At 69.9% G+C, this 15,385-nt stretch carries 14 protein-coding genes and 1 tRNA gene; 4 read left to right on the top strand and 11 right to left on the bottom strand.

Annotated elements, in window-relative coordinates; genetic code table 11:
- Entirely contained in the window at positions 1-855 is an 855-nt protein-coding gene (locus ACVKXF_RS05030) for a rhomboid family intramembrane serine protease (protein WP_456795055.1), read from the top strand.
- A gap of 435 nt (positions 856-1,290) precedes the next feature.
- On the opposite strand, the gene ACVKXF_RS05025 is transcribed toward ACVKXF_RS05030, so the two are convergent.
- Entirely contained in the window at positions 1,291-1,545 is a 255-nt protein-coding gene (locus tag ACVKXF_RS05025; RefSeq protein WP_123311274.1) for a cell division protein CrgA, read from the bottom strand.
- Positions 1,546-1,626: 81 nt separating this feature from the next.
- Here ACVKXF_RS05025 and ACVKXF_RS05020 point away from each other — a divergent pair, with 81 nt between their 5' ends.
- On the top strand, positions 1,627-2,271 hold the full coding sequence (locus ACVKXF_RS05020) for an anthranilate synthase component II (protein ID WP_123311272.1): 645 nt from the start codon (positions 1,627-1,629) through the stop codon (positions 2,269-2,271).
- Positions 2,272-2,486: 215 nt separating this feature from the next.
- Here the strand turns inward: ACVKXF_RS05020 and pknB are convergent, their stop codons facing one another.
- The 7 genes from pknB to ACVKXF_RS04985 all read right to left on the bottom strand — a co-directional run bounded on the left by pknB (position 2,487) and on the right by ACVKXF_RS04985 (position 11,690).
- On the bottom strand, positions 2,487-4,295 hold the full coding sequence (gene pknB / locus ACVKXF_RS05015) for a Stk1 family PASTA domain-containing Ser/Thr kinase (protein WP_456795337.1): 1,809 nt from the start codon (positions 4,293-4,295) through the stop codon (positions 2,487-2,489).
- 133 nt (positions 4,296-4,428) lie between these two features.
- Positions 4,429-6,210 (bottom strand): serine/threonine protein kinase, encoded by a 1,782-nt coding sequence (locus ACVKXF_RS05010; protein WP_456795054.1) that lies wholly within the window; start codon positions 6,208-6,210, stop codon positions 4,429-4,431.
- Positions 6,207-7,661 (bottom strand): peptidoglycan D,D-transpeptidase FtsI family protein, encoded by a 1,455-nt coding sequence (locus ACVKXF_RS05005; RefSeq protein ID WP_123311266.1) that lies wholly within the window; start codon positions 7,659-7,661, stop codon positions 6,207-6,209. The genes ACVKXF_RS05010 and ACVKXF_RS05005 overlap by 4 nt, the downstream gene beginning before the upstream one ends.
- Positions 7,658-9,100, bottom strand: a complete 1,443-nt coding sequence (locus tag ACVKXF_RS05000) for an FtsW/RodA/SpoVE family cell cycle protein (protein ID WP_456795053.1) — start codon at positions 9,098-9,100, stop codon at positions 7,658-7,660. Before ACVKXF_RS05000 ends, ACVKXF_RS05005 begins: the two co-directional genes overlap by 4 nt.
- Complete coding sequence (locus ACVKXF_RS04995) at positions 9,097-10,455, bottom strand: Stp1/IreP family PP2C-type Ser/Thr phosphatase (RefSeq protein WP_123311262.1); 1,359 nt, start codon at positions 10,453-10,455, stop codon at positions 9,097-9,099. The genes ACVKXF_RS05000 and ACVKXF_RS04995 overlap by 4 nt, the downstream gene beginning before the upstream one ends.
- 6 nt (positions 10,456-10,461) lie before the next feature.
- Complete coding sequence (locus ACVKXF_RS04990) at positions 10,462-11,013, bottom strand: FHA domain-containing protein FhaB/FipA (protein ID WP_123311260.1); 552 nt, start codon at positions 11,011-11,013, stop codon at positions 10,462-10,464.
- Positions 11,010-11,690, bottom strand: a complete 681-nt coding sequence (locus tag ACVKXF_RS04985; RefSeq protein WP_123292929.1) for an FhaA domain-containing protein — start codon at positions 11,688-11,690, stop codon at positions 11,010-11,012. Before ACVKXF_RS04985 ends, ACVKXF_RS04990 begins: the two co-directional genes overlap by 4 nt.
- 86 nt (positions 11,691-11,776) lie before the next feature.
- Between ACVKXF_RS04985 and ACVKXF_RS04980 the strand changes: the two genes are divergently transcribed.
- A tRNA-Leu gene (locus ACVKXF_RS04980) sits at positions 11,777-11,863 on the top strand.
- An 86-nt stretch (positions 11,864-11,949) separates the two neighbouring features.
- On the opposite strand, the gene ACVKXF_RS04975 is transcribed toward ACVKXF_RS04980, so the two are convergent.
- Positions 11,950-12,429 carry a hypothetical protein gene (locus tag ACVKXF_RS04975; protein ID WP_123311258.1) on the bottom strand — a complete coding sequence of 160 codons (480 nt, stop codon included), beginning with the start codon at positions 12,427-12,429 and terminating at the stop codon, positions 11,950-11,952.
- 58 nt (positions 12,430-12,487) lie between these two features.
- Here ACVKXF_RS04975 and ACVKXF_RS04970 point away from each other — a divergent pair, with 58 nt between their 5' ends.
- The gene (locus tag ACVKXF_RS04970; RefSeq protein WP_456795052.1) at positions 12,488-13,174 is read left to right on the top strand and encodes an NUDIX hydrolase; all 687 of its coding nucleotides are present in this window, start codon (positions 12,488-12,490) and stop codon (positions 13,172-13,174) included.
- On the opposite strand, the gene ACVKXF_RS04965 is transcribed toward ACVKXF_RS04970, so the two are convergent.
- Positions 13,157-13,774, bottom strand: coding sequence for a TetR/AcrR family transcriptional regulator (locus tag ACVKXF_RS04965; protein ID WP_123311254.1), 618 nt, complete (start codon positions 13,772-13,774; stop codon positions 13,157-13,159). The two genes, ACVKXF_RS04970 and ACVKXF_RS04965, sit on opposite strands and share 18 nt — an antisense overlap.
- A gap of 20 nt (positions 13,775-13,794) precedes the next feature.
- A complete protein-coding gene (locus ACVKXF_RS04960; protein ID WP_456795051.1) occupies positions 13,795-15,330 on the bottom strand; it encodes a PucR family transcriptional regulator in 1,536 nt (511 codons plus the stop codon).
- Between the last annotated feature and the right edge of the window lie 55 nt (positions 15,331-15,385).

Here is a 15,385-nt window from a genome sequence, read left to right as displayed (position 1 = left end):
GTGACCGACCAGGCGTACAACCCGAACAACACCTGCTACCGGCATCCGGACCGGCAGAGCTTCGTCCTCTGCCAGCGCTGTGGGCGGACGATCTGCCCGGAGTGCCAGACGCCGGCGGCAGTCGGGGTGCACTGCCCGGAGTGCGTGCGGGAACAGCGCGCACAGTTCGCAGCGAACCGTCGCGCGTCCGGAGCCCCGAGCGGGTTCACGGTCGCGCGACGGCGCTTCGCGATGCTCGACCAGAAGGCGACGGTCGTCATCGTGGCGGTCACGGTCGCGATCTGGCTGCTCGACCAGGTGAGCGGCCGGTTCTTCACCAGCCTGCTGGCCTACAACTCGTTCCTCCTGCCCACGCAGCCGTGGCGAGTCGTCACCTCCCTGTTCGTGCACTCGGGCATCTTCCACATCCTGTTCAACATGTGGGCGCTGTGGATCTTCGGCCGGATGCTCGAGAACATGCTCGGTACGTGGCGCTTCGTCGCGTTGTACTTCATCACCGGGATCTTCGGGTCGATGCTCGTGACGTTCCTCGCTCCTGGCACGACCGTCGTGGGGGCGTCCGGCGCGATCTTCGGTCTCTTCGCGGCGTTCTTCGTGCTGCAGCGGAGCCTCGGGCAGAACGCCGTGCAGCTCCTCGTGATCATGGGGCTCAACCTGGTCGTCGGGTTCCTCCCGGGGATCAACATCTCGTGGCAGGCCCACGTCGGTGGGATCATCGGCGGGTTCCTGGTGGGCTTCGTGTTCGCCAACACCCGGAACATCCGGAAGCGGCCGCTGCAGATCGGCCTGCTTGCGGCCACCGCGGTGGTCGGTATCGCGCTCACCGCAGTCGGGTACGCGGTCACCATCGGTTGACCCGATCCGGACACGTCCGACCGAACGCCCCGTCGCTTCCGCGGCGGGGCGTTGGTCGTTCCCGGACATGCCTGCGCCCAGCTCGTCGCGTGGCGGCTCTTCCGCGGAAGCGACAGTCTGCGGCCAACCTTGCGGCGACATCTGACGCTTTCGCAGACGGGACGGCGCAGCCGCCGTCCACAAGGGGCCTGCAGAGTTATCCACAGGTGTGGAGAAACCGGTGAGTTACACGCGTGTGATTATCCCCACTGTGGACTCAGCTGTGGATAACTCCGGGGTCGGGGTGTGGATGACGATGTGGAGAGTGTGGAGAAGTGTGGACAACCGCCCGGATCCTCGACGATCCGGGCGCTGACGCCGGGAACTCCTGTGGAGAACGACGACGCCCGCCGCACCTGGCGGTGCGACGGGCGTCGGGAAGTCTCGCGGCTGGTGTCAGCGCCAGCGGGTGGTCATGAGGAAGCCGATGAACATGATGCCGAAGCCGATCAGGATGTTCCACGAGCCGAGGCTCGGGACCGGCAGGGTCGCGTTCGAGATGTAGAAGACGATCACCCAGACCAGGCCGATGATCATGAAGCCGAACATGACCGGCTTGAACCACACCGGATTGGGGCTGTCCCCCGCGGTGTCGACCGAGTCGGCTCGGGTCCTCCGGGCGGGCTTGGTGCGGTCCTTGTCACTGGCCATGGCCGGTATCCTACCGTGACCACGTGTGTGGATCGGCCCGCAGACCGCTGCACACATCCCCCACGAGTACGGTGAACCGCCATGACCAGGATCCTCGTCGTCGACAACTACGACAGCTTCGTCTACACGCTGAACGGGTACGTCCAACAGCTCGGGGCCGAGACGGACGTGGTCCGCAACGACGCCTTCCCCGAGTCGGAGATCGCAGACCGCATCGCGGAGTACGACGGCGTCCTGCTGTCGCCAGGCCCGGGCACCCCGGCCGACGCCGGCGTCTCGATCCCGACGGTGCACGCAGCGATGGCCTCGGGAACCCCACTGCTCGGGGTCTGCCTCGGCCACCAGGCGATCGCGGAGGCCCTCGGGGCCACGGTCACGCACGCGGACGAACTCATGCACGGCAAGACATCGCAGGTCGACCACGACGACAGTGCGCTCTTCGCAGGGGTCCCGCACCCGTTCACGGCGACGCGGTACCACTCCCTCGCGATCGTCGACGGGACGGTCCCCGACGAACTCACCGTCACGGCCCGGACCGGCGGCGGCGTCATCATGGGCGTCCAGCACCGAGACCACCCGCTCTACGGCGTGCAGTTCCACCCCGAGTCGGTCCTGACCGAGGGCGGCTACCGCATGGTCGGCAACTGGCTCGAGACCACCGGTCTGTCCGGTGCCGCCGAGCGCGCCGACGGCCTCGGCCCGCTCATCGCGACGCACCGCGCCTGAGCTCCCGGCGCAGGCACGACGGCGTCGTGTCCTGACGGTGGCGGCCGCAGCAGTGGACGCGACGACCTGACGAGCTGCGGATGCGTGGCGGAGATGCGCCGGGCCTCCTGGCCGTCAGCGTGCCGACGGGAGGCCCGTCACCGGCCCGTCACGCTGCACGCGCATGCGTGTGGTCGGCTCGAGAGCCGCGGTGACGCCGTCAGTGATCCGAACGGTCAGCGACCGTCGCCGTTGTCCCCGCGGTTGTCGCCGTTGTCGCCGCCGTTGTCGCCCTTGTCGTCCCCGTTGTCGGTCGACGGGGCGCGGGTCGGCTGGCTCGCGGCGCAGTACGTCAGCGTGACGGCACTGCCCTGGGCGATGTCGCCCTGGGGGGTGTCCTGCTGCGTGACGAGGCCGCCCGTGCACGAGTACGACGGCGACGGCGTCACGGTGAGGCCCAGCTGCTCGAGCGACGCCTTGGCCTCGGAGAACTGCTGGTTCGTGACGTTCGGCAGCTGGACCTTGCCGTTGGAGACCGTGAGGTTGATCACGATGCCCTTGGTGTGGAGCGAGCCGGACTCGGGGTCGGAACTCATCACGGTGCCCTCCGGCACGTCGGACGAGTAGTCGGAACTGATCGCGCCGACACGGAACCCGGCATCGTCCAGCGCCTGCTGCGCCGCTGCCTGGGACTGCCCGTTCAGTTCGGGTACCGGCACCCGCTCCGGGCCGAGGGACACGACGACGTTGACACTGGACTTGCGGCCCACGTTGATGCCGGAACCGGGGTCGGTGCGGATGACCATGCCCTTGTCGACCGAGTCGGAGTTCTCCTCGACCTTGACGGCCGTGAGGTCCTTCTTCTCGAGGGCGGTGGACGCGGCACTGAAGGTCGACCCGGTGACGTTCGGGACGCTCACGGACGACGACACCGGCGGCTTGCCCGGCTGCAGGTTCGCGACGAAGAACACCACACCGACGATGACCGCGACCGTCAGCAGGATCCCGACCCAGATCCACGCCACCGGCGGACGGTTCTGCGTGCGCTGCGGGCGGTGCTCAGCCGTGTCGTCGTCGAGCTCGCGGAACGCCGCGGCCGGGTTCGACGTGGTGCGCGGGTCGACCCCGAACAGCACCGTCGAGGCGTCGTTCGCCGCGTTCTGCTGGATCTTCTTGGTCGACGCCGGCACCCGGCCCGCAGCGGCCTGCTGCAGGTCCGAGCGGAACTCTGCTGCGTTCTGGAAGCGTCGCGTGCGGTCCTTCACCAGGGCGTGCAGGGTGACGGCGTCGAGCGCCGGCGAGACCTCTGGCGTGATCGAGGACGGTGCGACGGGCTGCTCGCTGACGTGCTGGTAGGCCACCGCCACCGGGGTGTCCCCGAGGAAGGGTGCACGGCCGGTGAGGAGCTCGAACAGCACGACACCGGTGGAGTAGATGTCCGTGCGGGCGTCGACGGTCTCGCCGCGGGCCTGCTCCGGCGAGAAGTACGACGCGGTGCCGAGGATCGACGTGGTCTGTGCGACGGTGGCCGAGGTGTCGGTGATGGCGCGGGCGATGCCGAAGTCCATGACCTTGACCTGGCCGCTGTGCGTGACCATGACGTTGGCGGGCTTGATGTCCCGGTGCACGACGCCGGCACGGTGGGAGTACTCGAGCGCGGTGAGGATGCCCTCGGTGATGCGGACGGCCTCGGCCGGGGCGACGGCGCCCTCGGCGATGATGTCGGAGAGCGGGCGGCCCTCGACGTACTCCATCACGATGAAGGGGACCTGCACCTCGGCGCCCGAGGTCTCGGTCACGGTCTCCTCGCCCGCGTCGTACACGCGGACGACCGTCGGGTGCGCCATGCGTGCGGCGGCCTGGGCTTCCTGCCGGAACCGGGTGCGGAACGCCGGGTCGTTGGCCAGGCTCGGCTTCAGGAGCTTCACCGCGACCTTGCGACCGAGACGGGTGTCGTTGCCGAGGTGCACGGTTGCCATGCCGCCTCGACCGATGACGTCACCGATCTCGTAACGGTTGGCGAGGAGGGTGATCCCCGCGGTCACACCTTCTGGCACGTACTCCTCCGTCTGTCCGTCCGGGCTAGTGTACGGCAGCACAACCTGGTGAGACGCTGGTCCGGGAGGGGTCGACCGAACCGTTACCGAACGGTGTCGACAGTCCCCGTCCGGGGGTCGTTCAGTTGCCGTCCATCGGGGCGTCGGTGGGGTCGATGCCGTCGTTCGGGTCCGTCGTGGGCTCCTCGGTGGGCTCGGTCCAGGTGACCTGCGCCCCGGGCGACGAGTCGGAGACGACCGCCGTGCCGGACTGCGGCGACTTGCACGTCACCTTGTAGGACAGGGTCACCGTGCCGGACTGCGCGGCCGCGACGGTGACCGCCGTGCCGGAGGTCGAGCCCGAGCTGCTGCCGTTCGACGGGACCGTGCCGTTGTCGATCGTGTACGTGTAGCTCACGTCGGAGTACCCGGCGGGGCACTTGTCGTAGGACGGCCAGCTGAACGTGACGCGGCCGGAGTCGCTCACGGAGCCACCGGTCGCACGCTCGGGCGCCTCGGCGGTCAGCACGTCGCCGAACGCCTTGATCGTCACCGTCGTGCCCTGCTCGAGGCTGCCCTCGGGGCTGAGCGACTCGACGGTGCCGACCTGGTCGGAGGACGTCGCGTTCGACCCGGCGACGACCTCGGCCACGAGGCCCTGACCACGGAGCTGGTTCGCGACCTGCTCGGCGTTCTGGCCCGTGTAGTCGGCCGCCGACACGGTCACGCGGGTGTCGACCGGCGTCTGCGACGGCGTCTCGGACGGCGTCGTCGACGGACGCGGGGTCCTCGTCGTGGACTTCGACGGGGTCGGGTCCGGCTCGGCCGCACCGTTCAGGGCGAAGGCTCCGACCACACCGGCGATCGCGAGCACGACGACGATGCCGACGACCCACCAGATCCAGGCGCGCTTCTTCTTCGGTTCCTCCGGCTCGTCCGTCGCTGGGGACCGCGGTCCGACGGGTCCACCGGCACCGCCGGCGGCCGCACCGGACTGGGTACCGAGCAGTGCCGTGGCGGCGTCGTTGCCCTGCCCCTGCGGCGGGTTGAACGCCACGGTGCCGCCCTGCGCGATGGCGGGGACGGCCACGGTGGCCGCCGCGACGTCACCACGACGGAGCGCCTGTGCAGCACGCGCCAGGTTGGCGGCGGTCGCGGGACGATCGGCGGGCTTCTTCGCGATGCACGAGATCACGAGCGCGGCGACGGGCTCGGGGATGTCCCCGGGCAGTGCCGGCGGCTGCTCGTTGATGTGCGCCATCGCGATGGCGACCTGCGACTCACCCGTGAAGGGACGGCGACCCGCCAGGCACTCGTACGCGACGATGCCGAGCGAGTAGATGTCGGTCGACGGCGACGCCGGGTGTCCGCTCGCCTGTTCCGGCGAGAGGTACTGCACGGTGCCCATGACCTGGCCGGTCGCGGTGAGCGGGACCTGGTCGGCGATGCGTGCGATGCCGAAGTCGGTGATCTTGACGCGGCCGTCCGGCGTGATGAGCAGGTTGCCGGGCTTGATGTCGCGGTGCACGAGACCGACCGCGTGGGCGGCCTGCAGGGCGTTCGCGGTCTGCGCGACGATGTCCAGGACCTTGTCGACCGGCAGCGTGTGCTCGCGCTCGATCATGGTCGAGAGCGCTTCGCCGGGGACGAGCTCCATCACGAGGTAGGCGCTGCCGTCCTCTTCGCCGTAGTCGAAGACGTTGGCGATGCCCTCGTGGTTGACGAGCGCAGCGTGGCGGGCCTCGGCGCGGAAGCGCTCGAGGAACCCGGGGTCGCCGAGGTACTCGTCCTTGAGGATCTTGAGTGCGACGGTTCGGCCGATGACGAGGTCGGTGGCCTGCCACACCTCTCCCATGCCGCCGATGGCGACCCGGGACGAGAGCTGGTACCGCCCACCGAAGGTGAGTCCGCTGGTGGGTCTCATTTGTTCAGCACCGCCTCCATGACTTTCTTCGCGACCGGGGCCGCGACTGTGTTGCCGACTCCCGACTGACCGAGCCCGCCGCCGTCTCCGACGACGACCGCCACGGCGACCTCCGGGTCCTTCGCGGGCGCGAACCCGGTGAACCAGAGGGTGTAGGGATCGCCTGTTCCGCCCTCGGCCGTGCCCGTCTTCCCTGCGACGTCGACACCGTCGATCTTGGCATTCGTTCCGGTCCCGGCGTTCACGACGCTCTGCATGGCCTCGGTGAGGTCAGCGGACTCGGAGGAGGACAGCGGATCACTGTACTGCCTCGGGGAGAAGGACTCGACCGTCTTCAGGTCGCTCGTTGTGATCGAGTCGACGAGCGAGGGCTGCATGACCTTGCCGCCGTTCGCGATGCCGGCCGACACCATGGCCATCTGCAGCGGGGACACCCGGACGCTCGCCTGGCCGAACGCGCTCAGCATGAGCTGCGCCGTGGAGTCGACCTCGGGGTACTGGCTGGCGGTCGCGGACATCGGGACCTCGATGGCGTCACCGAAGCCGTACTTGTCGGCCATGCTCTTGATCGCGTCGTACCCGAGCTTCTGCCCGAGTTCGGCGAACGGGATGTTGCACGAGTACTGGATGGCCGTGCGGAGCTTGACCTTGTCGCCGCCGCCGCACGTGCCGCCCTCGGCGTTGTTGATGTACGAGCTCGTGCCGGGGAGCTGCAGGCGCGACGGGTTCGGGAACGTCGAGTCGAGGTTGTACTTCCCGCCCTCGAGCGCCGCCGATGCCACGACGAGCTTGAACACCGATCCCGGCGTGTACAGGTCGCCGCCGATCGCACGGTTCTGCAGCGGGGACGACGAGGCTCCGAGCAGGGCGTCGTACTGCTCCTTGACCTTCGCGGTGTCGTGCGAGGTGAGCGTGTTCGGGTCGTAGCTCGGCTTCGACACCATGGCGAGGATCTTGCCGGTCTTCGGCTGGATCGCGACCACGGCGCCGCTGTTCGAGCCGAGGGCGTCGTACGCGGCCTGCTGCACGGCGGGGTCGATCGTCAGGTTGACGTTGTCGCCCTGGACGTCCTGGCCGGTGAGGATCGAGTTGAGGTTCTGGAAGAAGGAGGCGTCCGAGTTGCCGGACAGCACGGTGTTCTCCGCGCTCTCGATGCCGGTGTTGCCCTGACCGATGGTGAAGTACCCGGTGACGGCCGAGTACAGGTCGCCGTTCGTGTACTTGCGCTGGTACTCGTACTGGTCGTCCACGGGGGTCGACTCGGCGATCGGGCTGCCGTCGACGAGGATCGCACCGCGCTTGGTCGAGTAACTGTCCAAGATGGTTCGTGAGTTGCGGGAGTCGGCGCGGAGCGTGTCCGCCGAGAAGAACTGGATCGAGGTCGTCGACACGAAGAGTGCGACGAACATGAGCACGATGACGGTCGAGACACCGCGGAGCTGTCGGTTCATCGACGACGCTCCTTCCTGGTCGCGCGCGCAGACCGCCCGCTCGCGGCGGGGATCGCACCCTGCTGGACGCGTTGTTCGGCTGGGATGGAATCGGTGAGTCGCAGCAGCATCGCGGCGATGATCCAGTTGGCGATGAGCGAGGAACCACCCGCTGCCATGAAGGGCGTGGTCAGGCCCGTCACCGGGATGATCCGGGTGATGCCGCCGACGACGACGAAGACCTGCAGCGCGATGATGAAGCCGAAGCCCACACCGAGCAGCTTGCCGAAGTCGTCCTGGGCCATGAACGCCACGCGCAGGCCCCGCGACGCCAGGACGATGAAGAGCGCGAGGATCGCGAAGACACCGATCAGCCCGAGCTCCTCGCCGAGCGAGGCGATGATGTAGTCGGCGTTGGCCACCGGCGTGATGTACGGGCGACCCTGCCCGAGACCGGTGCCCGTGATCCCGCCGTTCGCGAAGCCGAACAGGCCCTGCACGAGCTGGTAGCTGCCCTGCGTCTGCCGGTCGAAGATCTCCTGGTTGAAGGGGTCGAGCCACTGCTCGAACCGGCCGTGCACGTACTCGAGCACGGACTGGGCGACGAGCGCGCCACCCACGAAGAGGGCCAGACCGATGAGGACCCAGCTCAGTCGTGCCGTCGCGACGTAGATCATCACGAGGAACAGGCCGAAGTACAGCAGCGCCGTGCCGAGGTCGCGCTGGAAGACGAGGACGGCCATCGCGGCGCCCCACATCACCAGGATCGGTCCGAGGTCGCGGGCCCGCGGGAACGTCATGCCGAGGAACTTCTTGCCGACGATCGACAGCGAGTCGCGTGCGGTGACGAGGTAGCCGGCGAAGAACAGCGCCATGGTGATCTTCGCGAGCTCGCCCGGTTGGAACGAGAACGGCCCGATCTGGATCCAGACCCGCGCGCCACCGATGTTCGTGCCGATCCCGGGCAGCATCGGCAGGAGCAGCAGGACGATCGTCAGCGCCATGAAGATGTACCGGTACCGCTGCAGGAACCGGTGGTTGCGGACGGCGACGAGCGTGATGATCGCCAGGACCATCGCGAGCATCGTCCAGACGATCTGCTTCACGCCGATGGCGTCCCAGCCGGACAGGCCGTTGTGGACGTCGATGCGGTAGATCTCGGCGATGCCGATGCCGTTCAGCACCAGCGCGATCGGCAGGATGAACGGGTCGGCGTTCTTCGCGACGACCCGCAGCACCACGTGCATCACGAGCCCGAGGCCGAGGATGCCCCCGCCGACCCAGAGCACCGAGGTGTCGAAGAGTCGACCCTTCGTGCCGAGCTGCACGAGGACCATCGCGCCGGCGCAGATACCGCAGGCGATGACGAGGAGCACGAGCTCGAGGTTCCGAGCGCGTGCGGGTTCACGGAGCTTGATCGTGATCGCCTGGGTGAACGACTGGGCGGTGGCGTTGCTCATCGCGAGCCCCGGGTCGGGGACGGCGAGGGCGTCGACGACCGGGTCGGGGACGGCGAGGGCGAGGAGGTGGATCCGCCGTCGCCGCCGGTGCCGGCTTGGTCCTGCCCGGTCTCGGCGGCCTTGCGGAGCCGGTCCACGATGTCGCGCGCGTCACCGAGCGACTGCGCGTTGATCGTCGAGCGGACGTTCTCGCGGGTGTAGTCCGGCAGCATCGACACGGTGATGTCGGTGTCCTCGTAGACGTCCGACAGCGCCAGTGGGCCGATCGACTGCTGGACGCCCTTGTAGATCGCGACGGTGCCCCGGTCGGTGCCGACGTAGTAGTGGTCCTGCGTGATCCGCCAGCCGACGAACACCGCGCCGACGAGCACGGCGACGGCGACCACGAGCGCGACGGTCCACGACACCCGGCGTCGGATGCGGCGTCGGCGGTCCTCGGCGATGAGCTCCGCGAAGAACTGGTCGGACTCGGGCTCGAAGTGCGAGTCCTCGGGCGCGGTGGTCACCTTGAGCGGGTGCAGCAGGATCGTGGGGAGGCGGATCGGCTTGCGGCCGGTCGACGCCTCGAAGGTCAGGGGAGCGGCCGCGGACCCGACGGTGGTGGCGGCGTCGTCATCGTCGTCGACCTCGTCCGCGGTGACGTCCATGACGACGACGGTGACGTTGTCGGGGGCGCCGTGGTCGAGGGTCTCCTTGACGAGGCGCTGGGTGACCTGGTTGGCGTCCATGTTCGACGCCAGGGCGTGGCGGATGCGTTCCTCGGCCAGGTACGACGACAGGCCGTCGGAGCACAGCAGCCAGCGGTCGCCCGGCTGGATGTCCATGATCGCGGTGTCGACCTCCGGTGCGGCGTCGACGTCGCCGAGCACGCGCATGAGCACCGAGCGGCGGGGGTGGACCGCTGCTTCTTCCGGGGTGATCCGGCCGCTGTCGACCAGGCGCTGCACGAAGGTGTGGTCCGACGTGATCTGCTGCAGCTCGCCGTCGCGGTGCCGGTAGATGCGCGAGTCGCCGATGTGCGCGATCGCGATCTGCTCGCCGACCCGGATCATCGCGGACACCGTGGTGCCCATGCCGGTGAGTTCCTGGTGCTCGAACACCGTCTCGGTGATGAGCTGGTTCGCCGCGATCAACGCCGACTGCAACGCGAACTCGGCGTCGTGCGCCGACGGGAACTCGCGGTCGACCTCGCGGATGCGCCGGATCGCGATCGCCGAGGCGACGTCGCCGCCGGCGTGCCCGCCCATGCCGTCCGCGACCGCGAACAGGTGCGCCCCGGCGTAGCCGGAGTCCTGGTTGTTCGCGCGGATGCGGCCCACGTGGGACACAGCGGCGCTCAGCGTGCGAGCGGTCATGCCGGGTTACCGCCGCAGCTCGAACGTCGTCGTCCCGATCGTGATCGGCGTGCGCTCCGCGACGATCAGGGGGGCGCTCACCTTCTGACCGTTGACGAAGGTGCCGTTCGTGGACTCGAGGTCGGTGAGGAGCCAGCCGTCGGCGCGCAGGTCGAGCCGGGCGTGGTTGGTCGAGGTGTAGTCGTCGCGGATCACGACGTTGGACTCGCTGGAGCGACCGATCGTGATCGGTCCGCCGCCGAGGGGCATCTCCATGCCCTCGCGCGCGCCCTCGGTGATCACGAGGCGCACCGCGGCCGGCGAGGCGGACTGGGTCGCGGCGGTCGGTTGCCCGATCAGGTCGGTGAACGCGCCACCGGAGGCCGCCGCCGGCGCCGCCGCTGCGGGGATCGTCGGGGTCGTCGGGCCGGAGGGGGCCGACTTGGAATCCGTGGGGATCGTGCGCACGCGCTGGCCGAAGAGATCACTGCGCAGGGCGAAGACGATCACGAAGACGAACAGCCAGAGCACCGCGAGGAACGCGAAGCGCAGGACGAGCAGGGTCAGGCCTGTGGTCATCGAGCACCTCCGTCGTTCTCCGGGATCACCCGGAACACCATACGGGTACGACCGATCTCGATGGTGGAGTCCGGCTCCACGATCGCCTGTTGGAAGTGCTGACCGTTCAGCTTCGAGCCGTTCGTCGAGCCCAGATCGGTGGCCTGGGCGTGCTTCCCGTCCCACAGGACCTCGACGTGCTTCCGGCTCGTCCCGGTGTCCGCGATCGTGATGTCCGCGTCGCTGCCGCGGCCGATCACGGTGCGTCCGCGCTGCAGGCGGTGGCGCTGCGAACCGATGTCGAGCACGGCGATCCAGGCGACGTCGCGCTGCACCGTGGTGGAGTCGATCTGCAGGATGCCCGTTGAGAGCGTGCCGTCCTGTTGCAGCCGGATGGTGACCGGTCCGGAGAACGAGTAGTTCTGTGCGACGGCGTGCTGGTGGGCCATCTGCGTGAGTTCGTCGATCAGTGGACGACCGACGTCGTTCATGCGCGTGAAGTCCGGTGGCGCCAGGCGCACGGTGAACTCGTTCGGCACCAGGATCCGCTCGCGGGACACCACGGCGGCCTTCGTGTCGAGCTCGCGGCGCAGGGCACTCGAGATCTCGACCGGCTGCACACCGGAGCGGAAGGTCTTCGCGAACGCGCCGTTCACGGCGCGCTCCAGCCCTCGCTCGAAGTTGTCCAGCAGGCCCATGTGTCTCCAGAGTCGTCGGTCGCCAACCACTGCATGGTAGTGGTTGGCGCAGGGGGCAGTCTGTGCGTGGTAGTGTTTTGGGGCTGGCGCGAGTGGCGGAATTGGTAGACGCGCACGGTTCAGGTCCGTGTGCTGGAAACGGCGTGGGGGTTCAAGTCCCCCCTCGCGCACCAGGCAAAACGAGGAAGGCCCCGGAGGAATCCGGGGCCTTTCCTCGTTCTCGGCGGCGTGCCGTCCGGATCGGTCGGCGGGGTGCGGATCAGGTCCGGTCGGCGTCCGTCGCGTGGTCGGGATCCGGCCTGGAGGCACGGCTCGGCGCCGACACGCCGGTTCCGGAGAACCCGTGGCCGGTTCTTCCCGCACCGCTCGGTGCGAAGAACGGGCGCGCGCTGGGCAGGAAGAAGAGGACCGCGGCGACGACCGACAGCGCGATCGTCAGGAGCCCGAGTTCGCCGCTCGTGAGGCTGAGGGCAGCGCGGGCCGCGGCGACGACGACCAGCACGATGCGTGCCACCCGCGACCCGCCGGCCATGCGGACGACGGCCCAGCCGACGAGCCCCCAGACGACGACCGCGACGAGCACCGTCAGGACCGTGCCGAAGCCGGTCGTCGCCGTCCCCGCGACGAACTGCAGGACGGTCGCCACCAGGCAGACGGCGACCCAGACGAGCCAGAGCACGAACGACACGGTGACCACCTGCGGTCGGTCCGGGCGGCGGGTGAACAGGGTGCTGGTCATGGCTGCACGGTACCGGGCGTGCAGGTCGTGCGGACGGCCGCGCCGCTAGCGTGACCGGGTGACCGATGATCGTGCAGCAGCCCCCCGCCCCGGTGTCGACGTCCCCGATGCCCGGGGGCGGACCGGACTCGACGCCGTCGGCCGTGACCTCGACCGCAACCCCGACGTCGTCGTGCGGGACGTCGAGGTCGTGTCGGACGGTTGGCACGTGCTCCGTCGCACGACGCTCGACGTCCGGCGCCGGGACGGCCGGTGGGACCGGCAGCAGCGTGAGACCTACGACCGCGGGAACGGCGCCACGGTGCTGCCGTACGACGCCGAGCGCCGGACGGTCCTGCTCACCCGGCAGTTCCGGTGGCCGGCGTACGTGAACGGCCACCCCGACGGCATGCTGATCGAGGCAGCGGCGGGGCTGCTCGACGAGGACGACCCCGAGACCGCCGTCCGACGCGAGGCCGCCGAGGAGCTCGGCATCCGGCTGCGCGAACTGTCGCACGTGGCCGACGTCTTCATGAGCCCCGGTTCAGTGACCGAGCGCGTCCACTTCTACGTCGGTGCCTACACGCCGGCGGACCGGGTCGAGGCCGGCGGTGGGGTCGAGGACGAGGGCGAGGACATCGAGGTGCTCGAGCTGCCGCTCGACGAGGCGCTGGCGATGGTCGAGGACGGCCGGATCGCCGACGGCAAGACGATCATGCTGCTGCAGTGGGTGGCACTGCGGCGGGTGTCACCCGGCCAGGGCTGACGCGTCCAGGCCGACGGCGCGCGCGATCGTCGTGCGGACCAGGCCCTCGCGGGTCGGGCGGTCGAGGTAGTCGACGAGCGCGTACCCGTTGGTGGCGTCGACGAGTGCGAAGAGCAGGCGTCCGACGCCGTCCGGATCGTCGGTGCGCATCGCGCCGGCGTGCACCCCGTCGGCGACGACCGTGGTCGCGAGGAGTTGCCAGTCGTCCATGACGTCCCGTGCCGCGGTCGCCAGTGCCGCGTTCGTGCGGCCGATGCTCCACGCGTCGGCCCAGAGGGTGGCGACGTCGTCGCGTGCGGGGTCGGCGATGCAGCCGAGCAGGGTGCGGAGGCCGGAGACGGGGTCGGGGGCGTCGGTGACGATCGCGCGGACCTCGGCGACCTCGGCGTCCGCGACGGTGCGGAAGGTCTCGCCGACCAGGTCCTCCATGCTCGGGCGGTAGTGGGCGACGAGCGAGGGCGCGACCCCGATCACCGCGGCGACCCCGCGCAGGGTGACCGCCGCGAGGCCCTCGGCGCGCGCCAGGTCGACCGCGGCGGCCGTGATCTGGGCCTCGCGTTCGGCCGGGCTGAGGCGCCGGCGGGCCGGTGTCGACGGCATCGTCCCACCGTATCCGCGCGTCACGCGCCCTCGACGACGAACGCCGCCCACAGGTCGGCCCGGGTCGCGAAGACGGAGAGGTCGCGGTCCAGGAGTCGGCCGGCGTGCTCGACCCGGGAGCGTGCGGTGTGGCGGTGGATGCCGAGCACCTGGGCGGCCCGGTCGTACTCGCAGTTCTGCTCGAGCCAGGCGCGGACGGTGCGGGTGAGCTCGGTGCCCGCTGACCGGTCGTGTTCGAGCAGGGGAGCGAGGAACGCGCGGGCGACGGCTCCCGCGTCCACGTCGACGTGGGCCAGGTGTGCGAGGACGCCCTCCCGGGCGAGGTCGCCGAACTCGGTGGTGCCCGGGCGTCCTTCGCGGCGGCGGTCGAGGGCCTGCACGGCCTCGGTGCGAGCGCGGCCGAACGAGCGGTAGGCGGCACCGTCCGACAGACCGGCGCGCAGGTCGAAGCGCCCGACGAGCTCCTCGACGATCGCGGTGTCGTCGGCGCTCACGCACAGGAAGAGCGCGTCGTCGACGGCGAAGAAGAGCTGTCCGGGCCGGTCCTGCACCCACAGTTCGAGCAGGTCGACGACGGTGTCGAGGTCCTGGTCCGCGACGTCGACGGCCGCGATCCGGACCGGTTCGGCGGGCAGCGGCCCCCACACCTCGCGCGACGTCGACTGGACCACCTCCGGATCGCCGACCGACAGCATGGTGAGGAGCCCGGTGCGCAGGAGCCCGCGTGCCCTGGCCAGCTCGCGGTTCTGCTGCAGTGCGAGGCCGGCGAGAGCGATCACGGAGGTCACCACCTCGCGTCCGGCGCGGTCGAGTGCTCCTCCGTTGGCGATCGCGAGCACGCCGCTCAGGTGGCCACCGCTGCCGAGGGTCTGCAGCGTGAACCCGGTGTGGTGCTCGGTCGTCACCGGCAGGCTCGCCCGCTGTCCCGCACGCAACAGGCGCAGTGCCTCGGTCCGGAGCAGCTCGAGGTCCTGGTCGGGCACGCCGTCCGCCGGGTGCCCACGGTCCAGGCGCCCCGACACGTCGAAGAGTCCGACCCAGCCGTCGAGCTGCCCGGAGAGCTCGGCGATCGTTGCGCCGAGTCCGTCCGGGCGCATCGCCGCGAGCGAGATCGCCCGCTGCGCGGCGAGGGCCCAGGCGTTCCGGGCGTTCGCGTCACGGGCGACGGCTTCGGCGTTCGCCTGCGCCACCGCGATGAACGAGGTCTCGTAGGGCACCTCGAACAAGGGGAGTCCGTCCTGCTCGCAGGCTGCGACGAGGGCGTCCGGGGTGCCGGCGCGGACGACCTCGGTGCCGAAGCCGAGCGCGACGACGCCACGCTCGACGAGCCGGCGGACGTAGGGGCCTGCGACGTCCTCCGGGACCTCGGCCTCGGTGCCGAACTGGGTGCCGGTCGTCAGCAGTCCCTGCCCGTCGGCCAGGAACCGCGTCGGGTCCTTGAGGTCGGAACTGTGCAGCCACGACAGCGGGGCGTCGAGTGCGCCCGAGTCGGCATCGGTGAGCAGGCGGAGGCGGAGGTCGGCTCGGTGCAACAGGGAACGCAGCGTCGCGGGCATGCGAGCACCTTATCCACCGGGGCGATCGAAGCGGGTGCCGGTGTACACGATGGAC

The organism is Curtobacterium sp. PvP017 (assembly GCF_054060195.1).
The sequence above is the reverse complement of the archived record's forward strand: the minus strand, read 5'-3'. Positions and strand labels throughout refer to the sequence as shown.